Origin of the sequence: Myxococcus guangdongensis, from assembly GCF_024198255.1 — a bacterium.
GTDB classification, from domain to species: Bacteria; Myxococcota; Myxococcia; order Myxococcales; family Myxococcaceae; genus Myxococcus; species Myxococcus guangdongensis.
The window spans coordinates 49,207-74,053 of sequence record NZ_JAJVKW010000004.1 but is presented as its reverse complement, the minus strand read 5'-3'; the positions used below and the strand labels follow the sequence as shown (position 1 = coordinate 74,053).

Below are 24,847 nucleotides of genomic sequence, written 5' to 3'. Positions count from 1 at the left end.
GTCAGTCCCCTCCCGCGCTCCGCAGCCGCGCGACGAGCGCCCGGGCCAGGACATCGACCTCCGGCGCAAGGAGGATGGAGTCATGGTCCCCCGGCAGTCGCACCACCTCCACGCCTCCGCCCACCCAGCGTGACCAGCCACCGTCCCGCGCCGTCTCGGGCAGGGCGCGCTCGCTCTGCTCGGCCAGGAAGAGCGTCACCGCGCCGCCATAGGCCCCCGGGACGTACGCCCAGCGCGCGCGCAGGTTCGCGTGGAAGACGTCGTACATCGCCCGAAGCGCGGGCAGCCCGAAGTCCATCGTCACGACACCCGCGCGCCGCCCCACGTCCAGCACGCGCTGGAGGAGGACGTCCTCGGCGCGCGCCGCGCCCTCCTCCACCTCGAGCGAGGGCGTCGGCACGCCCAACAGCCGCGCAGCCGCCTCGACGAACCGCTCGACGCTCCAACGCGCGGAGTCTCCCTGGGGCGGAGGCTGCTCCACGGCGGGCGCGTCGATGAGCGCGAGCAGCTCCACCCGCTCGCCTCGTCCTTCCAGCAGGCGGGCCATCTCGTACGCCACCAGTCCGCCCAGCGACCAGCCGCCGAGCCGATATGGGCCCGTGGGCTGCGCCTCCACCAGCTCCTCCAGGTAGGCCTCCGCCATTGCCTGGATGCTCTCGCGCGGCGCCACGTCTCCCTCCAGCCCCGCGGACTGGAACGCGTGGAAGGGGACCTCGGCCGGCCACCGTCGCACCAGCTCCGAGTACGCCAGGACACTGCCACTGACGGGGTGGACGCAGAAGAAGGGGCGCCCCGAGCCCGTCGCCGCGAGCGTCACCCGCGAGGAGCGCTGGCCGGGCCCGCGCCGCAGGAGCGCCGCGAGCGACTCCACGGTGTCCGCCTGGAACACCGACACGAGCGGGAGCTCCCGCCCCAGCTGCTTGCGAATCATCGACACCAGCCGCATCGCCAGCAGCGAGTGGCCACCCGCCTCGAAGAAGCCCGTCGTCACGCCGACGCGCCGTCCCAGCAGGGACTCGAAGAGCCGCGCCAGCTGCCACTCCAACGCATCGCGTGGCGCCACGAGCGGCGTCGATGTGTCCGCGCTCACGGCCTCGGGCGCGGGCAACGCGCGCCGGTCCAGCTTTCCGTTGGGCGTCAGCGGCAACGCGGGCAGCACGACGAAGGCCGACGGCACCAGGAAGTCCGGCAGGCGCTCGCGGCAGTGGTCCCGCAGCCCCGCGGACTCCAGCGCTCCGCCCTCCCGGGCCACGATGTAGGCAACGAGCCGCTTCCCGCTCGCGCCGTCCTCACGCGCCACCACCCGCGCATCACGCACCTGCGGATGTTCGCGCAGCGTCGCCTCCGCCTCCCCCGGCTCGATGCGGAAGCCGCGCACCTTCACCTGCTCGTCGGTGCGTCCGAGGTAGAGCAGCGCGCCGTCCGGTGCGTACCGCACCCGGTCTCCCGTCCGGTACAGCCGGGCCCCTGGCTCGACGCCGAACGGGTCCGGCACGAAGCGCTCCGCCGTCAGCGAGGGCCGCTCGAAGTAGCCACGGGCCTGACCGACGCCGCCCAGGTACAGCTCGCCGGTGACGCCCACCGGGACGGGTCGCATCCCCTCGTCCAGCACGTAGGCGCGCGTGCCGGCCAGGGGGCGTCCGATGGTCGGCTCCACGCGCGAGTCCCGTGGCGCCAGCGCGAAGGTGGAGTACGTCGTGTCCTCCGTCGGGCCGTAGAGGTTGAGCACCTGACGCACTCCGGGCGCGGCCTCGTGGAGCGCCTGCACCAGGGCGTTGCGCAGGGGCTCACCCGCCAGGTTCACCGTCGTCACCGACGCCGGCACGCCCCGCGCGAGCACCAGCTCCGCCATCGCGGAGGGCACCGTGTTGACGAGCGTCACCCGCTCCGCCTCCGGCAGCGTCGGCAGCTCCAGCGCGTTGCGCGCCATCACCACCGTGCCTCCCACCGACAGGGGGGCGAACAGCTCGAAGATGGAGAGGTCGAAGGTGACGGAGGTCGAGGCGAGGACCCCCGCGAGCTGCTCGCGCGTGAAGCTGCCACCCGCCCAGCGCACGAAGGCCACGGCGTTGCGGTGCTCGAGCGCCACGCCCTTGGGGCGCCCGGTGGAGCCCGAGGTGTAGAGCACGTACGCCAGCTGCGCCGAGTGCACGCCCGACTCCGGGGCCGCGCTCCGCTCCTCGCGCGCCCACGCGCCCTCGTCGAGCGCGAGGCAGGCCACTGCCGACTCCGGGAGCGCGGCGAGCGCGCGGCGGTGGCCCACGATGACGCGGGGACGCGCCTCCTCGAGGATGAAGGCCAGCCGCGCGCGCGGATGCGTCGCATCCAACGGCACATACGCCCCACCCGCCTTGAGGATGCCCAGGATGGCGACGAGCAGCTCCTCCGAGCGCTCCACGCACAGGCCCACCCGCGTCTCCGGCGCGACTCCCGCCGCTCGCAGCCGGTGCGCCACGGCGTTGGCCCGCAGGTCCAGCGCGCGGTACGAGAGCGTCCGTCCGCCGTGCGTCACCGCCACCGCCTCGGGCGTGCGCGCCACCTGGGCCTCGAAGAGCTCGTGCAGGCAGGCCTCGGGGCCCACCGGCGCGGGAGCGGAGTTCCACTCCACGAGGAGCTGGTGTCGCTCGGCCTCCGTGAGCCACGGCAGGTCGCGCACCCGCGCATCCGGTTGCGCCAGCGCGCCGCCCAGGAGCATCGTCAGCCGTGACAGCAGTCGCTCCATCGTCCCTCGGTCGAACAGCGCGGTGCTGTACTCGAGGTTGCCCGAGAACCCGCGCTCCGTGGTCGCGAGGCCCAGCGTGAGGTCGAACCGGGACTGGCGTAGCTCCAGCTCCACGGGGCGCAGCGTGGGCCCGCGCGACGTCGCGCTCCCCGCCCCGGGCGTGGTGTCGAAGGTGAGCATCACCTGGAAGAGCGGCGCGTGGCTCAGGCTGCGCTCCGGGCGCAGCTCCTCCACGAGCTTCTCGAAGGGGACGTCCTGGTTCGCGTACGCATCCAGCGTCACGTCCCGCACCTGGGAGAGGAGCGCGCGGAACGTCGGGTGGCCCTCCAGCCGGGTCCTCAGCACCAGCGTGTTGACGAAGAAGCCCACCAGGCCCTCCGTCTCCGCCTGGGTCCTGCCCGCGACGGGTGTGCCGACGGACACGTCGTCCTGTCCGGAGTAGCGCGCCAGCAGCACCTGGAACGCCGTCAGCACCACCATGAACGGCGTCACCGCCTCTCGCTGGGCGAAGGCCTTGATGGCGGCGGACAGCGAGGGGCCCGGTTCGAACGGCAGCGACGCGCCCTCCGGCGACTGGACGGCGGGGCGCGGCCGGTCCGTCGGCAGGTCGAGGGCGCTCGGCGCGCCGGCCAGCTGCTTGCGCCAGTAGCCCGTCTGCCGCTCCAGCTCCGCGTCGCGCAGCCATCCTCGCTGCCACACCGCGTGGTCCGCGGGCTGCACCACCAGCTCGGCCAGGGGCGACGGCTGTCCGCTCGAATACGCCTCGTAGAGCGCGACGAGCTCCCGCACCAGCACGCCCATGGACCAGCCATCCGAGACGATGTGGTGCATCACCAGCGCGAGCACATGCGCCCGCTCCGACAGTCGCACCAGGACGACCCGCAGCAGCGGTCCGCGCTCCAGGTCGAAGGGAGTCCCGACCTCCGCGTCCAGCAGTCGCCGCAGCGCCGCGTCGTGCTGGGAGGGCGGCAGCGCCTCCAGCGACACGAGCCGCGGCGTGGAGCGCGCGTCGGGGAGGACGACCTGGACGGGCGCGCCCTCCTCGGCGCGGAAGACGGTGCGCAGCGCCTCGTGCCGGCGGACCAGCTCCGCGAACGCGCGCTCCAGGGCGGAGACGTCCAGCGTGTCCTCGATGCGGACGACCGCTGGCACCGTGTACACCGTGCCACCTGGAGACAGCTGCTCCAGGAACCACAGGCGCTGCTGGGCGAAGGACAGGGGCGCGGGTCCCGAGTGAAGCCGTGGCGTCAGGGGAGGCCGCGCCGGAGCCTCGCCCGCGCGCCGCTCGGCCTCCAGCCATACCGCCAGCTTCTCCACCGTGGGCGACTCGAACAGGACGCGCACGGGCAGCTCCACGCCCAGGGCCGCGCGGACACGCGCCGCCACCTGCGTGGCGAGCAGGGAGTGTCCCCCCAGCTCGAAGAAGTCCTCCCGAGGTCCGACGCGAGGCACCCCGAGGACCTGCGCGAAGAGGTCCGCGAGCAGCTCCTCGGTGGGGGTCCGCGGCCCGACGAAGTCCACGCCTCGCGCCTGCCGCTCCTGCTCCGGGGCCGGCAGGGCCTTGCGGTCCACCTTGCCGCTGGATGTCAGCGGCAGCGAGCCCAGCACGACGAAGGCCGAGGGCACCATGTGTGACGGCAGCCGCGCCGCCAACGACGCGCGCAGCACCTCCACGTCCACCTGGGCCTCCGGCGCCGGGACGACGTAGGCCACGAGGCGGGGGTCTCCGGGCGCGTCCTCACGCACGGCCACGACGACCTCGCGCACGGAGGGCTGCTGTCCGAGGACGGCCTCCACCTCGCCCGGCTCCACGCGGTAGCCGCGCAGCTTCACCTGGAGGTCCAGCCGGCCCAGGTACTCCAGCTCCCCGGAGTCCAGCCACCGCACGCGGTCTCCCGTGCGGTACAGGCGGGCACCCGGCGTCGTCGAGAACGGATGCGGGACGAAGCGCTCGGCGGTGAGCGCGGGCTGGCGATGGTAGCCGCGCGCGAGCCCCACGCCCTCCACGCACAGCTCACCGGGCACACCCGCGGGGACGGGCCGCAGCGACGCATCCAGCACGAACGCCCCCACGTTGTCCCACGGGCGGCCGATGGTGACGCGTCGGCCTGGAACCAGGGGCTCGCTGATGGTGGCGCACACGGCGACCTCCGTGGGGCCATACGCGTTGAGCATCCGCGCGCGCCCGCCCCAACGTGCCACCAGCTCGGGCGTGCAGGCCTCGCCCGCGGACACGAGCGTCCGCAGCGGGGTGTCCTCGTCTGGCTCCAGCTGCGCGAGCACCGAGGGCGTCAGGGACACGGCGGTGATGGACTCCTCGCGCAGCAGCGTGCGCAGGGGCGCGCCCGGGAGCAGGCGCTCACGAGGCGCGAGCACCAGCGTCGCCCCCGCCAGCAAGGTCCCGAAGACTTCCCAGACGGAGGCATCGAACGCGGCGGAGAAGAACTGGAGGACACGCGCCCCACCGTCGAGGCGCAGGTGCCGGCCTGTCTGGAGCGCCGTGTTGCACAGGCCCTCGTGCGCGAGCAGGGCGCCCTTGGGCTGGCCGGTGCTGCCCGAGGTGTAGATGACGTACGCGAGGTTGCGGGGCGTCAGCCCGGTGACGGGCGGGGACGTGGGCAGCGCGGCGAGGCAGGAGGCCTCCACGTCCAGCAGGACGAGCTGCTCGCCGCCCACGGGGATGAGGTCCGCGAGGGCGTCCGTGGTGATGAGGACCGGCGCGGCGCTGTCGCGGAGGATGTACGCGAGTCGCTCGGGAGGATGGCTCGCGTCCATCGGCACCCACGCGCCGCCGGCCTTGAGGATGCCCAGCATGCCGATGACGGTCTCCAGCGAGCGCTCCACGCAGAGCGCCACGGGCACCTCGGGGCGGATGCCGAGCGCGCGGAGGTGATGCGCCAGCTGGTTGGCGCGGGCCTCGAGCTGCGCGTACGTGAGGGACTGACCCTCGAAACGGACGGCCTCGGCGTCGGGCGCGAGGGCCACCTGTCGCTCGAAGAGCTCATGCGCGCAGAGGGCCTCCAGCGGCTGCCGGCCGGTGGCGCTCCACTTGATGAGGACCTGCTGTCGCTCGTCCTCGGAGAGCAGCGAGAGGGAGGACAGGCGCGCCTCGGGGGACGCCACGGCGGCGTGCAGCACGTTGACGAGGTGGTTCACCATCCGGTCGATGGTCGCCGCCTCGAAGAGGCCCGTGCGGTACTCGCAGGTGCAGCCCACGCCCTCCGCGCTCTCCACGACGGCGAGCGTGACGTCCAGCCGGGACGTCCCCGTCTCCACGCCCGCGCTGCGCAGGGTGAGGCCCGGCACGGACACCTCCGTGACAGGCTGGTTCTGGAGCACCAGCTTGACCTGGAAGAGCGGGTTGTGGCCCTGGCTGCGCTCGGGGTTGAGGTCCTTGACCAGCTCCTCGAAGGGCAGGTCCTGGTGCGCATAGGCACCCAGGGTGGTGTCCTTCACGCGGCCCAGCAGCTCACGGAAGGAGGGGTCTCCCTCCAGCCGGGCGCGCAGGGCGAACTGGTTGATGAAGAAGCCGATGAGGCCCTCGGTCTCCCCGTGGTGACGGTTGGCGATGTCCGTGCCGATGATGAAGTCGTCCTGCCCCGAGTAGCGGGAGAGGACCACTTCGAGCCCCGCGAGCAGGAGCATGAAGAGCGTGGTGCCCTCGGCGCGGCAGAGCGAATGGAGGGACTCGGCCTGCTCGGGGGAGAACAACCGACGGGAGCGGCTCGCGCCGTGGAAGCCCTGGACGGAGGCCCGGGGGAAGTCCGTGGGCAGTTCCAGCACGGGCGAGGCACCCGCGAGGTGATTGCGCCACCAGGACAGCTGCGCCTCCAGCGCCTCCGCCTTCAACCAGCCTCGCTGCCAGACCGCGTAGTCCGCGTACTGCAAGCGGAGCTCCGGCAGAGGCGATGGGGCTCCCATCGCGAAGGACTGGTACAGCGCGCTCAGCTCGCGAACGAGCACGCCCATGGACCAGCCATCGGAGATGATGTGGTGCAGCGTCAGCAGCAGGACGTGCTGGGACTCGGACAACGTCAGCAGCTCGGTGCGCAGCAGCGGACCGGTGGAGAGGTCGAAGGGCCGGCGCGCCTCCGCCACCGCGCGCCGACGCACTTCCGCGTCGCGGGCCTCGGGTGACAAGGCGCTGAGGTCGACGCGCGCGAGGGTCCGGTGCGCTGGGGGGTGGATGCGCTGGAAGGCCCCCCGCGCGTCCTCCGCGAAGGTGGTGCGGAGCGACTCGTGGCGACGCACCAGCTCCGAGAACGCGTGCTCCAGGGCCTGTGCATCCAGCGAGCCCGTCAGCTGGAACTCGGTGGCGATGTTGTAGAAGGCGCTGCCCGGCTCCAGCTGGTCGAGGAACCAGAGGCGCTGCTGCGCGAAGGACAACGGCAGCACATCCGTGCGAGGCACGGGCAACAACGGCGGGGCGGCGGAGGTGAGGCCCGCCTCCGCGCGCAGGCTCTCCAGCTTGCGCGCCAGCGACTCCACGGTGGGCGCGTCGAAGACCTCCTTCAAGGGCAGCGCCACCTCGAACATCGCGCGCACCCGGGAGACGAGCTGCGTGGCGAGCAGCGAGTGTCCACCCAGCTCGAAGAAGTCCTCGTCCACGCCCAGGTCACCGATGTTCAGCACCTCGACGAACAGCTCGAGCAGCGTCTCCTCGGTGGGCGTGCGCGGAGCCAGCAGCGTCTTCGGCGCGAGGCCCACCAGCTCGGGAGCTGGCAGCGCCGCGCGATCCACCTTGCCATTGGGCGTCAGCGGCAGCGCGTCCAGCACCACCAGCGAGGACGGCACCATGTACTCGGGCAACCTGCTCCTCGCGGCATCCCGGAGTGAGGGGATGTCCACCGAGGCTTCGGGGTGACCGACGACATAGGCCACCAGACGCTTGTCGCCGGGGATGTCCTCGCGCACCACCACCACCGCTTCGCTCACGCTCGCGTGTCCCGCCAGCGCCGCTTCCACCTCTCCCAGCTCGATTCGGTAGCCCCTCACCTTCACCTGCCGGTCCCTCCTCCCGAGGAACTCCAGCACGCCCCCCTCCCTCCACCTCACCTCGTCCCCCGTCCGGTACAGCCTCTCTCCTCTCCCGAACGGACTCGGCACGAACCGCTCCGCCGTCAAATCCGCTCGCCCCACGTACCCCTCCGCCAAACCCTCCCCTCCCACGTACAGCTCTCCCGGCACTCCCTCCCCCACCACCTCCATCCCCTCGTCCAGCACGTACACCTTCGTGTTCTCTATCGGCCGCCCTATCGGCACCGTCACCCCTCCCGCCTCCTCCTCTCTCTTCATCCGGTGGCACGCCGTGAATGTCGTGTTCTCCGTCGGCCCGTACCCGTTGATGAGGACTCCTCCTCCCTCCAACCGCTGCCTCACCCTCCCCACTGGCAGCACGTCCCCTCCCGCCAGCACCTGCCTCACCTTCCCCAGCGCCTCCCCCTGCCTCCCCTGCATCTGCTCGAAGAGCGCCGCCGTCAGCCACAGCGACGTCACCCCGCTCTCCACCACCTTCTCTCCCAGCTCCTCCAGCGACGGCATCCCCGCCTTCGCCACCACCAGCTTCCCTCCGTGCAGCAGCGCCCCCCACACCTCCAACGTCGACGCGTCGAATGACAGCGGCGCCAACTGCAACCACACCTCCTCCGGCCCGAAGCTTGCGTAGCTCGTCCCCAGCACCAGCCTCGACACCGCCCTCTGCGACACCCCCACTCCCTTCGGCCTCCCCGTGCTCCCCGACGTGAACATCACGTACGCGAGGTTGCCCCCTCCCACCACCTTCCCCACGTTGCTCCTCGGCCTCTTCCCTATCTCCCCCCACTCCGTGTCCACGCACACCACCGCCTCCCCGCCCTCCGCCACCTCGTCCGCCAACCGCTCCTGCGCCACCAACACCCCGACTCCCGCCTCCCTCTTCATCCACCCCAGCCGCTCCAGCGGGTAGCTCGCGTCCAGCGGCACGTACGCTCCTCCCGCCTTCAATATCCCCAGCAGCCCCACCACCAGTTCCTCCGAGCGCTCCACGCACAAACCCACCCTCACCTCAGGCCCCACTCCCATTCCCCTCAGGTGGTGCGCCAGCTGGTTCGCCCTCCCATTCACCTCCTCGTACGTCAGCTCCTTCCCCTCGTACTCCACCGCCACCGCTCCTGGCCTCCTCCTCACCACCTCCTCGAACAGCTCCGCCAGGCTCTCCTCTCTCGGGTACTCCGTCCTCCTCCCACTCCACTCCTCCACCACACGCCGCCTCTCCTCCTCCCCCTGCATCCTCAACTCCCACAGCCTCTTCTCTGGCCTCTCCACCCCCTCCGCCAGCACCTCCCTCACCTGCCCCACCAGCACCTCCACCGTCCTCCTCTCGAAGAGGTCGCTGTCATAGTTCGCCACCACCTCCACTCCTCCCTCCACCTCCTCCACCACCAGCGATAGGTCGTACTTCGACGTCGTCCCCTCCACGTCCAGGCCGCGTAAGGTGACGCCCTCGTGAGTGAGCTCCACCGTGGGCGTGTTCTGGAGCGTCAACGTCACCTGGAAGAGCGGACTCCGGCTCATGTCCCGCTCCGGCTGCAGCTCCTCCACCAGCTTCTCGAAGGGCACGTCCTGGTGCGCGTACGCTCCCAGCGTCGTCTCCCTCAACTGCCTCACCAACCCTCCAAAGCTCTCCGCCCTCCCCACTCGCCCTCTCAGCACCAGCGTGTTCACGAAGAAGCCAATCAGCCCCTCCGTCTCCGTCCTCGTCCTCCCCGCTATCGGCGCTCCCACGCTCACTTCTTCCTGCCTCGCGTACCTCCCCAGCACCGTCTGGTACGCCGCCAGCAACACCATGAACGCCGTCGCTCCCTCCCTCCTCCCAAGCTCCTCCACCTTCCGCCACAGCCCCGTCTCCCACCTCGCCCTCACGAAGCCGCCTCGGTGACTTCTCGTCGCCGGCCTCGGCTTGTCCGTCGGCAACTCCAGCACTCGCGGCGCGCCCTCCAATTGCTGGCGCCAGTACCCGAGCTGTCTCGCGAGTTCCTCTCCGCTCAACCACCCGCGCTGCCAGACAGCGAAGTCCGCGTACTGCACCGGCAGCTCGGGCAGCGGTGACGGCTGCCCCTTCACGTACGCCCCGTACAGCGCCCCCATCTCCCTCACCAACACTCCCATCGACCAGCCATCCGACACGATGTGGTGCATCACCAGCACCAGCACGTGCTCCTCCTCCTTCACCTTCAGCAGCCCCGCCCTCAGCAGCGGACCCCGCTCCACGTCGAACGGCTTGCTCGCCTCCACCTCCAACCACCTCCGCACCGCTCCCTCCTTGTCCTCCTCGCCGCTCACGTCTTCGCGGAGTACCTGCACTTCACCCGCCTCCGCGATGACCTGCTCCGGCCCCTCCACTCCCTCTCGGAACGTCGTCCGCAGCGCCTCGTGACGGCGCACCAGCTCCGTGAGGCTCGAGAGCAATGCGTCCACGTCCAGCCCGCCCGACAGGCGCACCGCGGCCGGGAGGTTGTAGGCCGAGTCCTCCGGAGAGAGCTGCGCGAGGAACCACAGGCGCTGTTGCCCGAAGGAGAGCGGCGGCGCCGACATCCGCTCCGCCCGCTGTCGCAGCGGCGGCGCGCGAGGTGCATCGGAGCGCGCCGCGTCCTCCAGCTCGACGCCGAGCTTCGCCACCGTGGGCGACTCGAACAACCTGCGCAACGGCAGCTCCACGCCGAACGCACCGCGGATGCGGGAGAGGACCCGGGTCGCCAGGAGCGAGTGTCCTCCCAGTCCGAAGAAGTCCTCGTGGATGCCCACCTCCTCCAGATTCAGGACCTCCGCCCAGATGCCCGCCAGCAACTCCTCCGTGGGCGTGCGAGCCATGACTCGCGCGGGCGCGGCGCCATCCCCTTCACGCGGGAGCGGCGCGGGCAACGCCTTGCGATCCACCTTCCCATTCGGAGACAGCGGCAGCACGTCCAGGAGCACCAGCGCCGACGGAACCATGTACTCGGGCAGCACGCGTGGCAGTCGGGCCCGCAGCTCGGATGGCTCCAACGTGGCCCCTGGGACAGCCGTCACGTACGCCACCAGGCGCGCATCTCCTGGCGCGTCCTCCCGCACCAGCGCGACGGCCTCTCGCACTCCGGCCTGTCCACGCAGCACCGACTCGACCTCGCCCAGCTCGATGCGGAAGCCACGCAGCTTCACCTGCCCGTCCCGGCGACCCAGGTACTCCAGCGCGCCATCCGCCAACCAACGCGCCCGGTCTCCCGTCCGATACAGCCGCCCACCCGGCACCGGGGAGTACGGGTCCGCCACGAAGCGCTCGGCCGTCAGCTCGGGACGACGCCAGTACCCGCGCGCCAGCTGAACACCGCCGATGTACAGCTCACCGGGCACTCCCGCGGGCACCGGATGCAGGCCCTCGTCCAACACGTACATGCGCGTGTTCGCGATGGGGCGACCGATGGGAACCCGCGCTCCCTGGTCATCCCGAGCGCAGGCCCACGCCGTCACGTCCACCGCGGCCTCGGTGGGGCCATAGAGGTTGTGCAGCTCGGCGCCCAGCCGGGAGTGGAAGAAGTCTCGCAGCTCGGGCGTCAGGGCCTCGCCGCTGCACAGCACCCGTGAGAGCCGCGTGCAGTCCTTCAGGCGAGGCTCCTCCAGGAAGGGCCTCAGCATCGACGGCACGAAGTGCAGCGTCGTCACGCCCTCTCGCGCCACGAGGTCGACCAGGTACGCGGGCTCACGATGCCCCCCAGGGCGCGCCATGACGAGCCGCGCGCCGGTCATCAACGGCCAGAAGAACTCCCACACCGAGACGTCGAAGCTGAAGGGCGTCTTCTGGAGGACACGGTCCTCGGCGGTCAGCCCATACGCCTCCTGCATCCACGCGAGCCGGTTGCAGATGGCCGAGTGCGTGTTCATCGCGCCCTTGGGTCGCCCCGTCGAGCCCGAGGTGTAGATGATGTACGCCAGGCCGTCGCCCTCCACCTCGACGGGCGGCGTCTCCGTGCGCTCGCGACGCAGGGCCTCGGCGTCCGCGTCCAGGCACACCCGCGTCGGCACGCGGCCCGGCAGCGAGGGAAGCAGGTGCTGCTGCGTCAACAGCACCGTCGGCGCGGCGTCCTCCAACATGTACTCGAGGCGCTCTCGCGGATAGCTCGGGTCCAACGGCACGTAGGCGGCTCCGGCCTTCAGCACACCCAGCAGGGAGACCACCAGCTCCAGCGAGCGCTCAGCGCACACCGCGACGCGGCTCTCGGGACCCACGCCCCGGGCGCGCAGGTGCCACGCGAGCTGGTTCGCGCGTCGCTCCAGCTCGCGATAGGTGAGCTGCGTCTGCTCCGCCACCACGGCCACCGCGTCGGGCGTCCGCCGCGCCTGGGCCTCGAACCCGTGGTGCAGCCGCGCCTCCTTGGAGCGGGGCCGGTCCGTCTGGTTCCACTCCGACACCACCTGACGACGCTCCTCGGGCGTCATCCACTCCAGGTCCACCCAGCGCCGCTCGGGCGCGTGGACGGCGCTCTCCAGCAGCGCACCCAGGTGTCCCAGCATCCGGTCGATGGTCGACGCGTCGAACAGGTCGCTGTTGAACTCGAGCGAGCCCGTGAACCCGTCGTCCGTGTCCGTCACCTCCAGCGTTAGGTCGAACTTGGCCGTCTTCCCCTCGGCCCGCGTCGGCTCCAGTCGCAGCCCGGCCGCCGACAAGGCCGTCGTCGGCGCGTTCTGGAGCACGAGCATCACCTGGAAGAGCGGAGGCCGACCGAGATCCCTGGCCGGCTGGAGCTCCTCCACCAGCTTCTCGAAGGGGACATCCTGATGCGCGTAGGCCCCAAGCGTCGTCTCCCGGACCTGGTGGACGAGCTCCCGGAAGCTCAGCGCGGGGGACAGGGTCGCGCGCAGCACCAGCGTGTTGACGAAGAAGCCGATGAGGCCCTCCGTCTCCTCGCGGGTGCGGTTGGCGATGGGCGAGCCGACACAGAGGTCGTCCTGTCCCGAGTACTTCGCGAGCAGGGTCTGGAACGCCGCCAGCAACACCATGAACGGCGTGGCGCTCTCACGCTGCGCGAGCGCCCTCACCGAGTCGCGCAGGCTCCGGGACCACCGCAGGCTCCGGCTCCCACCTCGGAACGTCTGCACCGCGGGGCGGGGCCTGTCCGTGGGCAGCTCCAGGGCAGGCGAAGCCCCCGCCAGCCGCGCTCGCCAGTACGCGAGCTGTCGCTCCAACACGTCGTCTCGCAGCCACCCGCGCTGCCACACCGCATGGTCCGCGTACTGCACGGGGAGCGGGAGCAACGGCGACGGCAGTCCCCGCGCGAAGGCGTCGTACAGCGCGCCCACCTCGCGCACGAGGACCCCTATGGACCAACCATCCGAGACGATGTGGTGCATCACCAGCACCAGCTCGTGCTCCTGCTCCGAGGTCCTCAGCAGCAGTGTCCGCAACAACGGCCCGCGCATCAGGTCGAATGGACGCAGTGCCTCCGCCTCGGCCCTGCGCGCGACCTCGAGCACTCGCTCCTCGCGAGACAGGGTGCCCAGGTCCACCTGCTCCAGACGCCAATGACTCTCCGGAGCGATGACCTGGACCGGCGCGCCACCCTCGGCGCGGAACGTCGTCCGCAGGGACTCATGCCGGTGCACCAGCTCCGTGAAGGCACGCTCGAGCGCGGAGACGTCGAGCGACCCGAACAACTTCACCCCCGTCGCGATGTTGTAGAAGGCGCTGCCTGGCTCCAACTGGTCGAGGAACCAGAGGCGCTGCTGCGCGAAGGACAACGGCAGCGCGTCCGTGCGAGGCACAGGCACCACGGGGGGCACCGCGGTGGGGCCTCCGGGCTCGGCGCGAGTGCCCTCGAGCTTCCGGGCCAGTGCCTCCACCGTGGGCGCCTCGAAGACGTCCCGAAGCGGGAGGTCCAAGGCGAACGCCGTCCGCACCCGTGAGACGAGCTGCGTGGCGAGCAGGGAGTGTCCACCCAGCTCGAAGAAGTCGTCGTGCAATCCCACGCGCTCGACGTTCAGCACCTCCGCGAAGAGAGCGGCCAGGGAGCGCTCCGTGGCATCACGAGGAGCCACGAAGCGTTCGACCGTGGCGCCCGAGGCGTCGGGCAAAGGCAGCGCCGCGCGGTCCACCTTGCCATTGGGCGTCAGCGGCAGCGCGTCCAGCACCACCAGCGAGGACGGCACCATGTACTCGGGCAGTCGCGTCCGGAGGAAGGTCTTCACCGCCGACGAATCCAGCGGCGCGACATCGGACGACGTCGGTACGACGTAGGCCACCAGGCGCTTGTCGCCGGGGATGTCCTCGCGCACCACCACCACCGCTTCACTCACGCTCGCGTGTCCCGCCAGCGCCGCTTCCACCTCTCCCAGCTCGATTCGGTAGCCCCTCACCTTCACCTGCCGGTCCCTCCTCCCGAGGAACTCCAGCACGCCCCCCTCCCTCCACCTCACCTCATCCCCCGTCCGGTACAGCCTCTCCCCTCTCCCGAACGGACTCGGCACGAACCGCTCCGCCGTCAAATCCGCTCGCCCCACGTACCCCTCCGCCAAACCCTCCCCTCCCACGTACAGCTCTCCCGGCACTCCCTCCCCCACCACCTCCATCCCCTCGTCCAGCACGTACACCTTCGTGTTCTCTATCGGCCTCCCTATCGGCACCGTCACCCCTCCCGCCTCCTCCTCCCTCTTCATCCGGTGGCACGCCGTGAATGTCGTGTTCTCCGTCGGCCCGTACCCGTTGATGAGGACTCCCCCTCCCTCCAACCGCTGCCTCACCCTCCCCACCGCCAGCACGTCCCCTCCCGCCAGCACCTGCCTCACCTTCCCCAGCGCCTCTCCCTGCCTCCCCTGCATCTGCTCGAACAGCGCCGCCGTCAGCCACAGCGACGTCACCCCGCTCTCCACCACCTTCTCTCCCAACTCCTCCAACGACGGCGTCCCCGCCTTCGCCACCACCAGCTTCCCTCCGTGCAGCAGCGCCCCCCACACCTCCAACGTCGACGCGTCGAATGACAGCGGCGCCAACTGCAACCACACCTCCTCCGGCCCGAAGCTCGCGTAGCTCGTCCCCAGCACCAGCCTCGACACCGCCCTCTGCGACACCCCCACTCCCTTCGGCCTCCCCGTGCTCCCCGACGTGAACATCACGTACGCGAGGTTGCCCCCTCCCACCACCTTCCCCACGTTGCTCCTCGGCCTCTTCTCTATCTCCCCCCACTCCGTGTCCACGCACACCACCGCCTCCCCGCCCTCCGCCACCTCGTCCGCCAACCGCTCCTGCGCCACCAACACCCCGACTCCCGCCTCCCTCTTCATCCACCCCAGCCGCTCCAGCGGGTAGCTCGCGTCCAGCGGCACGTACGCCCCTCCCGCCTTCAATATCCCCAGCAACCCCACCACCAGCTCCTCCGAGCGCTCCACGCACAAACCCACCCTCACCTCAGGCCCCACTCCCATTCCCCTCAGGTGGTGCGCCAGCTGGTTCGCCCTCCCATTCACCTCCTCGTACGTCAGCTCCTTCCCCTCGTACTCCACTGCCACCGCACCAGGACTTCTCCTCACCACCTCCTCGAACAGCTCCGCCAGGCTCGTCTCTCTCGGGTACTCCGTCCGCCTCCCACTCCACTCCTCCACCACACGCCGCCTCTCCTCCTCCCCCTGCATCCTCAACTCCCACAGCCTCTTCTCTGGCCTCGCCACCCCCTCCGCCAGCACCTCCCTCACCTGCCCCACCAGCACCTCCACCGTCCTCCTCTCGAAGAGGTCGCTGTCGTAGTTCGCCACCACCTCCACTCCTCCCTCCACCTCCTCCACCACCAGCGACAGGTCGTACTTCGACGTCGTCCCCTCCACGTCCAGGCCGCGCAAGGTGACGCCCTCGTGAGTGAGCTCCACCGTGGGCGTGTTCTGGAGCGTCAGCGTCACCTGGAAGAGCGGACTCCGGCTCATGTCCCGCTCCGGCTGCAGTTCCTCCACCAGCTTCTCGAAGGGCACGTCCTGGTGCGCGTATGCCCCCAGCGTCGTCTCCCTCAACTGCCTCACCAACCCTCCGAAGCTCTCCTCCCTCCCCACTCGCCCTCTCAGCACCAGCGTGTTCACGAAGAAGCCAATCAACCCCTCCGTCTCCGTCCTCGTCCTCCCCGCTATCGGCGCTCCCACGCTCACTTCTTCCTGCCTCGCGTACCTCCCCAGCACCGTCTGGTACGCCGCCAGCAACACCATGAACGCGGTCGCCCCCTCCCTCCTCCCCAGCGCCTCCACCTTCCTCCACAGCCCCGTCTCCCACCGCGCCCTCACGAAGCCACCTCGGTGACTTCGCGTCGCCGGCCTCGGCTTGTCCGTCGGCAACTCCAGCACTCGCGGCGCGCCCTCCAACTGCTGGCGCCAGTACCCGAGCTGTCGCTCGAGGGCGTCGTCGCGCAGCCACTCGCGCTGCCAGACCGCGTAGTCCGCGTACTGCACCGGCAGCTCGGGCAGCGGTGACGGCTGCCCCTTCGCGTACGCCCCGTACAGCGCCCCCATCTCCCTCACCAACACTCCCATCGACCAGCCGTCCGACACGATGTGGTGCATCACCAGCACCAGCACGTGCTCCTCCTCCCTCACCTTCAGCAGCCCCGCCCTCAGCAGCGGCCCCCGCTCCATGTCGAACGGCTTGCTCGCCTCCACCTCCAACCACCTCCGCACCGCTCCCTCCTTGTCCTCCTCGCCGCTCACGTCCTCGCGGACCACCCGCACCTCACCCGCCTCCGCGATGACCTGCTCCGGTCTCTCCGCGCCTCCCCGGAACGTCGTCCGCAGCGCCTCATGGCGCCGCACCAGCTCGGAGAAGCTCCGCTCGAGCACGTCCACGGACAGCGGCCCCTGGATTCGCACCGCGGCGGGGAGCGTGTATGCGTCCAGACCGGGCTGGAGCTGCTCGAGGAACCACAGGCGCTGCTGCGAGTACGACAACGGCAGCGAGCCACCACGCGCGGCGACGCGCAGCGGCGGAGGTGCCCCCGCATCAAGGCCCTGGAGCGCCGACTCCACGAGCACCGCCAGCGACTCCACCGTGGCCGACTCGAAGAGCTGACGCAGCGCGACCGTCACGCCGAACGTGGCGTGGATTCGCGAGGCCACCTGGGTCGCCAGCAGCGAGTGCCCTCCGAGCTGGAAGAAGTCATCCCGGATGCCCACCCGCCGCTGTCCCAGCAGCGACTCCCACAGCCCCGAGAGCAGCTGCTCCGTCGGCGTCCTCGGCGCGACGTAGGAGACAGACTCCGTGACCTGGAGCGACTCCGGCGCCGGCAGCGCCTTGCGGTCCACCTTCGCGTTCGGCGTCAGCGGCAGGTCCTCCAGCGCCACGAGCAACGAAGGCACCATGTACTCCGGCAGCTTCGTCTTCACTCCGCGCTTCACCTCCACCACATCCAGCGGCGTGTCCGCCACCACGTACCCCACCAGGCGTTTGTCACCCGGCACGTCCTCGCGCACCACGGCCACCACGTCACGCGCGCCCGTCACCTGCTTCAGCGCGGCCTCCACCTCCGCCAGCTCGATGCGGTGACCACGCACCTTCACCTGCGCGTCCTCGCGGCCGTGGAAGCTCAGCGTCCCTTCCGCGCCCATCCGCGCCAGATCTCCCGTCGCGTACATCCGCGCGCCCGCGGGGCCCTCCGGGTCCGGCACGAAGCGCGCCGCCGTCTCCATGGGGCGGCCCGTGTATCCGTGCGCGACGCTCACGCCGCCGATGAAGAGCTCGCCCAACGCACCGGGAGGCACCGGCCGCAGCGTCGAGTCCAGCACCTTGCACCGCGTCCCGGGCAACGGCCTGCCGATGGGCTCGCGCTGAACCCCCAGCCCCTCCGCCTCGTGGTACGTCGACCAGATGGTCGTCTCGGTCGGCCCGTAGACATTGAAGAGCCGACCGCAGTGGCGGCGCAGCGTCCTCGCCAGCTCACCTTCCAGCGCCTCGCCGCCGCACAGGAGCGTCAGGTCCTCGCTCCCCTCGAACCCCGCCGCCAGCAAGAGCCGCCACGTCGAGGGCGTGCCCTGCACCAGGTTCACCTGCTCGTCCCGCAGGAGCGCGCTGAGCCGCTCACCGTCCAAGTGAGCCCCTCGCTCCCAGACGACCACCGAGCCCCCCACGAACGGCGGCAGCAACAGCTCCAGCAGCGCGATGTCGAACGACAGCGCCGTGTTCGCCAGCATCCGCGTGGACGCCGACGCGCCCACCCGCGAGGCCATGGCCCCCAGCAACTGCGTCAACGCCCCCCGAGGGACGATGACGCCCTTGGGCCTGCCCGTGGAGCCCGACGTGTAGCAGAGGTACGCGGGGAGCTCGTCCGGCAGCGGCTCCGTCGACGAGCGCTCCTCGCCAGGCCGCGCCACCAGCGCGTCCACCGAGAGCATCGCGACACCCGCCCCCACCCGCTCGCGCGCGTCCTCCACGTCGCCGACGACGAGCCCCAGCCCCGCGTCCTCCACCATGAAGCGATGACGCTCCATCGGATAGGACGGGTCCAACAGGACGAAGGCCACTCCGGCCCGGAGCGCGCCCAAGACGGTGACGACGGTCGACGCGGAGGGACCCATGAGGATCCCCACGCGCCCGCCCACGCCCACCGCGCCTCTCAGCGCCTTCGCGATGGCGTCCGCTCGCGCGTCCACTCGCGCGTAGTCCCAATGCGTCCCGCTCTCGATGATCGCCACCGCGCCCGGCCGCGCCCGCGCGTGCGCCGCCAGTCTCCGGTCCACGCTCTCGTAGCGCCCGGCCGCGCCTCCCGAGCCCAGGGCGACCAGGGCCCGCTGCTCGGCATGGGACAGCAGGGGCAGCGCCGCCACGGGCACCGAGACATCCTCCGCCAGTCCCTCCAGCAGCAGCGCGTACCTGCGCGACAACGCCTCCACCTCCTCCTGCTCGAACAGGTCGGTGGCATACGAGAACGAGCAGCACAGCCGCTCGCCCTCCAGCGTGATGGACAGCGACAGGTCGAACTCCGCCGCGGACGTCCTCACCGGCAGGGACTCGAGCCGCAGCCCCTGGTGCTCGCTCTCCATGAGCTGGAGCTCCAGGAAGGCGAACCACAGCTGGAAGATGGGCGTGGTGGACAGGTCCCGCACGGGCCGGAGCCGCTCGACGATGCGGTCGAAGGGCACGGCCTGTCGGTCGAACGCCCGCACCGAGGCCTCGCGAATCCTCCGCAGCAGCTCGGCGCCAGACCGCGTCACATCCACCTGGGTGCGAATCGCCAGCGTGTTGGTGAAGAAGCCCACCAGCGCGTCCAGCCTCGGGTCCACCCGGTTGGAGACCGGGGTCCCCACCGTCAGGTCGCTGTCGCGCGAGTGCCGCGCCACCAGCGCCGCGAAGCCGCCCAGCAGCACCATGAACAGGGTGCAGTCCTGGGCCCGCGCCAGCCGCCGCAGCTTCTCCACCAGCGGCGCGGAGAGCTGACTCAACACCACGTCCCCCGCGCCCGTGCGGCGCGCCGGCCTGGGCCCGCGGGCCAGCGTCTCCACCGGCTGCTGGCCGCGCAGGTCCTCCAGCCACTCCTCGAGCTGGGCGCGCATCCCCGCCGAGTCCACCCAGCGCTGCTGCGCCACGGCGTAGTCGCGATACTCCAGCTCCAGGGGGCGCAGCGGCGACGGACCTCCCGAGGCGGCCGCGCCGTACAGCGCCGTCAGGTCATCGGTGAGCACCCGCATGGACCAGCCATCCGCCACCAGGTGATGGAAGACGACGACGAGCACATGCTCGCGCTCGCCCAGCCGAAGCAGCGCCGCGCGCACACAGGGCCCCTCCGCCAGCGAGAACGGCCGCCGCGAGAAGGCGCGAATCCACTCCTCCAGCTCCTCCGACGACATCTCCTCGAAGGGCAGCAGCGGCAGCTCGACGGGACGTCGCGCGTCGAACCACTGCGCGGGATGACCGTCCACCGGACCGAAGCGCGCCCGCAGTGGCTCGTGCCGCTCCACCAGCGCATGGAGCGCGCGACGAAGCGCCGCCACGTCCAGCACCCCACGCAGCCGCAGCGCGATGGGGATGTGGTACGTGGACGTCCCGGGAAGCAGCTGCTCCAGGAACCAGACGCGCGCCTGCGCGGTGGACATGGGGTAGTGCTCGGCCCGTGGCGCCCGCTCCACTGCCATCGACCAGGAGCCCGCGCCCTCGCCGCGGAGCCGCTCGATTCGCGCCGCCATCTCGCGGAACGTGGGCGACTCGAAGAGCGCGGACACGGGCAGGTGCACCTGGAGCGCCGCGTCGATGCGCGCCATCAACCGCACCGCCATGAGCGAGTGCCCCCCGAGCGCGAAGAAGCTCGCGTCCTCGTCCGGCAGTCGCCGCTCCAGCAGGTCCTCCCAGATGCCGCGCAGCAGCGCCTCCACCGTCCCCGCCGCGCTCGGCGCCATGGGCGCCGACTCGTCCGAGGACGCGGGCTCCAGCGAGGCCAGGGCCACCAGGTTCACCTTGCCGCTGACCGTGCGCGGCAGCTCCGGGACCACCCGGAGCGTCGAGGGCCGCATCCAGGGGGCCAGCTCCGCTTCCCCCAGACGCGCCAGCTCCGCCGCGAGCGCCTCCGCCCGCTCCGCGCGCAGCGGCTCGTGCGTCCACTGCTCGAGCGTCACGGGCATCAACACGAGGGGCTCCGCGGGCAGGGGCACGTCCGGCGCGCTCAGCACCAGGTCGAAGCTGCCGGGGGCCTCCGCGCGCAGGCGGCACTCCGCCACCCACCCGCGAGCCGCCGCCTCGGCGCACAGCCGCTCCGGATCCATCGCTGGAGGAGGCGCCAGCTCCGAGGCCCGCAGGTCCGCGACGGTGCGCCCCACCCGCTCCTCCCGCGCCAGCGCCGCGGTGCTCGCGAGCAGCGATGCCAGCCGCGCGTCCGGAATCCCCGTGACACGGACCGGGAGCTGGCCGTCGGCCACCCCATGCGCCCAGTCCTGCCCGGGCTCCCAGGCCACGCTCCGGAGCACCGGCGCGTCCACCGGCGGGCCCACGTGCAGCAGGACGTCGTAGCGGAACTGGTTCAGCTCGTTCGGCGTCGCGCCACCTCGCGCGAGCACGCGCACCCCCGACAGCGTCGGCAGCTCGCGCGCGAGCATCTGGAAGAACCTCGGGTCGACGAGCAGCTCCTCCTCCAGCTGCACCGCCCGCATCGCCTGCCGCTCGGTCTCCTCCAGCCCCTGCGAGCCCGGGGCCCGCGACAGCGCGACATGCCGCTGGAAGTCCGCGTGCAGCCCCAGGTGGCGCACGTCCCCCACGTAGACAGCGCCCCCGGGCCGCGTCGCCGCCACGGCGTGGCGCAGCACCTCCACCAGGTACGCGGCGCTCGGGAAGTACTGCACCACCGAGTTCACGACCACGACATCGAAGCGGCCCTCGGGCAGCCCGCCCTCGTCGGCCTTGCGTGGCAACAGCCGCGTGCGGGCCTCCGCGCCCACCCGACGCGCCCTCGCCGCGGCCGTCTGGAGCGACACGGGCGACACGTCCGTGCCCCAGTACTCCTCACACTCCGGCGCCACGCGCTCCAGGATGGCGCCCGTGCCGCAGCCCATCTCCAGCACCCGACGAGGACGCAGCGCCAGGATGCGGGCGCACGTCGCGTCCAGCCACTCGCGCATCACCTCGCGCGGCATCGGCTCCCCCGTCACCGCGCTGGCCCACCCGGTGAACTCCTCGTCCGGGCTCGGCCCCGACGCCAGCGCCTGCTCGAACGCGAGCATCCAGCGCCCGACCCGCTCACGCTCCAGCTGGGGGCGCCGGTGCTCCCGCCGGTCCACCACGTAGGTCACCAGCCGCGTGTCGCCCGCCGACGCGGGCCGCGCCGCCGTGCACACCTCCGCCACGCCCGGGTGACGGCCCAGCACCCCATCCACCTCGCCCAGGTCCACGCGGGCGCCACGCACCTTGACCTGCCGGTCCACGCGCCCCCGGAGCCAGAGCTGTCCGTCGGGCAGCAGCACCGCCCTGTCCCCCGTGCGGAAGGCCCGCGCGCCCGGTGGGCCCAGCGGGTCCGGCACGAAGCGCTCCGCCGTCGCCACGGGCGCCAGGTGATAGCCGTAGCCCACGCCCACGCCCCCGATGAGCAGCTCTCCCTCCACCCCCGGGGGCAGCGGCCGGAGCCACGCGTCCACCACCACCCCCGTCACCCCCGGCAACGGCCAACCCGCCGCCACCCGCGCGTCCTCGCCCTCCAGCTCCTCCACGACCTGCATGTGGCTGCACACCGTGGTCTCCGTGGGGCCGTACGCGTTGATGAAGCGCGCCCGACCCACGAAGCGCCGCGCCAGCTCCGGCGGACACGCCTCGCCCACCGACATCACCACCGGCCAGCGGTCACCACACAACGCCTCCGCGTCCAGCAGCTTCAGGATGGAGGGCACCGCGCACAACTGGTCCACCTTCCAGCGCCGCGAGAGCTCGACGAGCCGCGACGGGTCCACATGCGGCCCCGCGAAGACCAGCGTCCCGCCCCGCAGGAGCGTCAGCGACAGGTTGTAGAGGAACGCGTCGAACGCCACCGAGCCGACGTGCAGCGCGCACCGTCCACCGCCCGCCACCCGGTGCGCCGCGCGCGACAACCACAAGAGCCCCGCCCGCGACAACATCGCCGCGCGGGGCGTGCCGGTGGTCCCGCTGGTGAGCGAGAGGCAGGCGGGCAGCAGCGGCTCGGCGAAGAGCGGACCGCGCAAGGAGGGGCGCTCGGCGCCCACCGACTCCAGGTCCAGCCGCTTCACCTCCGGGGCCAGGTCGTCGGGGATGCGCGCGCACCGGGACACCACGAGCGAGGCGCGCACCGTCTGGAGCAACGTGGCGTTGCGACGCGCGGGCACGCGCGCGTCCAGCATCGCGAAGGTGCCGCCCGCCGCCAGCACCGCCAGGGGGACGACGACCAGGTCCTCCGGCGATTCGACCCAGACGCCCACCACCTGCCCGAGCACGCCCTGCTGCCAGAGCGTGTACCCCAGCCGCCGCACCGCGGCGTCCAGCTGCGCGTACGTCCGCGCGTGCTCGTCCCACACCAACGCCAGCGCGTCGGGGGTCGCCGCCACCGCCGCGCAGAAGGCCGTCAGGCAGTCGTCCGTCCCATCCTCGACGGGCGCCTCGCCCCGGGTGACGCGCTCGAGCGACTCGAGCATCTGCGCGTCCAGCAACGGCAGCCCCGCCCAGTCGCGCGACGGCTCTCTCAACGCCGCGTCCAGCACCGCCCGCGCCGAGCGCGCCAGGACGGCGCCTTGCGCCCCCAGGCCCTCGAGCGCCAGCCCGTCCTCGGTCCTGCGGATGCGCAGCTCCGGGGTGGCGTCGTCCTCCACCGCCGGCGCCACCTCCGCGCCCAGGGGGAGCAGCCGCACCCGCGCCGCCGAGGTGTCCCGCGGCGAGGACGGCGCCGCGCCACGCCGCAGCGCGCGATGCACGCGCACCACCAGGTCCACGAAGGCCTCGCGCCTCGCAGGAGGACACGTCACCCACACCGCGCGGCCCGGCGCCTCCACCAGGCAGCGGTCCGCGTGCTCGGGCCTCGTCGCCGCGAGCGTCGCGAGCCACGCGGCCAGCAGCACCGTCTCCTCGGCCGTCCCGTGCTCACGAACAAAGGCCGCCAGGCGCCCATCGAGGGCACCGTCACGAAGAGTCACTGTCATGTCATCACCCGGAGCTTCGCGTCGCTGCTGCGTTCAGGCTCGCCACGCGGAGGCCCCAGGGGCCCTCCCGCGCTCACCGCCCACTACCAACGGAACTGCGCCTCGCCCGGCCCGTCCTCGGCCGGCTCCAGGACCGCGTCGAGCGCCATCAACCGCTGCCCCAACTGGCGCGAGCCCAGGCCCTCCACGGCGCGGACGACCTCGTCGAGCGCGTCGCGCATCGTCCCCTCGTCGTAGAGCTCCGGGTCGTACCAGAGCTGGAGCGTCAGGTGCTCCGCGTCCTCCTCGCTCTCCACCGCGAGGAGCGCCACGTCGTACTTCGCGCCGCCGCGCTCGTAGCGCAGCCGACGCAGCTCCAGCCCCTCCACGACGTGATGCTCGGCGCTGAAGTTGTGGTACGCGAAGAAGACGTTGACCAGCGGCTGGTGGCTGTCGCGCCGCTCCGGCTGGAGCTGCTCCACCAGCCGGTCGAACGGCAGCTCCTGGTGCTCGAGCGCGCCGAGCACCGTCTCCCGCACCCGCGCCAGCAGCGTCGCGAGCGTCGGGTTGCCGGTGAGGTCCGTGCGCAGCACGAGCACGTTCACGAAGAAGCCGATGAGCGGCTCCAGCTCCTTGCGCACGCGCCCTGCCACGGCGGAGCCCACGCAGATGTCCAGGCTGCCCGCGCGCCGGTGCAGGATGAGCACCCACGCGGCCAGGAGCACCATGAAGCGCGTGATGGGGCCGGCGTCATCCCTCAGCGCGGCGCTGGCCTCGGCCCGCAGCCGGTCGACGCTCCGCGTGTCGAGGCGCGCGGAGACGTAGGCCCCGTCCAGCCGGGAGACACGCGGCCTCTCCCGGTCCGTGGGCCAGTCGAGCCGCAACGGCGCGCCGCGCAGCCGCGACAGCCAGTAGCGCTCCTCGCCCGCCAGCGCGCCTTGCTCCAGGCGCCCGCGCTGCCACGCCGCGTAGTCCGCGTACTGGATGTCCAGCGCGGGCAGGAGCGCGCCCAAAGGCCGCTTCCGGAGGGCGTCCGCGTAGAGCGCCGCCAGCTCGCGCAGCAGCACGCGCACCGACCAGCCATCCGAGACGACGTGGTGCGACGCCACGACGAGCACATGGCGCTCCTGGGCGGTGCGCGCCAGACAGAAGCGGATGAGCGGGCCGCGCGCCAAGTCGAAGGAGCGCGTGGACTCCTCCGCCAGCAGCGCCTCGAGCCGCTCCTCGGTCCGCTCGCGCGAGGCGTCGCGGAGGTCGAGCAGCTCCAGCTGCGCGGGGCGGGGCTCCAGGATGCGCGCCGCGGGCTCTCCCGCGGTCTCTTGGATGACGGTGCGCAGCACCTCGTGGCGCGAGAGCAGGTGGTCCATCGCGCGCCGCACCGCCTCCACGTCCAGCGCGCCCTTCAGCTCGAGCACCACCAACGGCTCGTTGTAGAGCGGACTGCCAGGGCTCATCCGGTCGATGAACCACAAGCGCTGCTGGCCGTAGGAGAGGCGCAGGCGCTCGGCGCGCGAGACGCGCATGAGTCCGGACGGCTCGCTGCTGGGCATC

Annotated in this window: 2 protein-coding genes; both read right to left on the bottom strand. The window is 71.8% G+C overall.

The annotated features are described in order from the left end of the window. Position 1: 1 nt before the first annotated feature. On the bottom strand, positions 2–23,317 hold the full coding sequence (locus LXT21_RS13575; RefSeq protein ID WP_254038569.1) for a non-ribosomal peptide synthase/polyketide synthase: 23,316 nt from the start codon (positions 23,315–23,317) through the stop codon (positions 2–4). Between the two features lie 83 nt (positions 23,318–23,400). Beyond that, a complete protein-coding gene (locus LXT21_RS13570) occupies positions 23,401–24,846 on the bottom strand; it encodes a condensation domain-containing protein (protein ID WP_254038568.1) in 1,446 nt (481 codons plus the stop codon). Position 24,847: the final 1 nt, after the last annotated feature.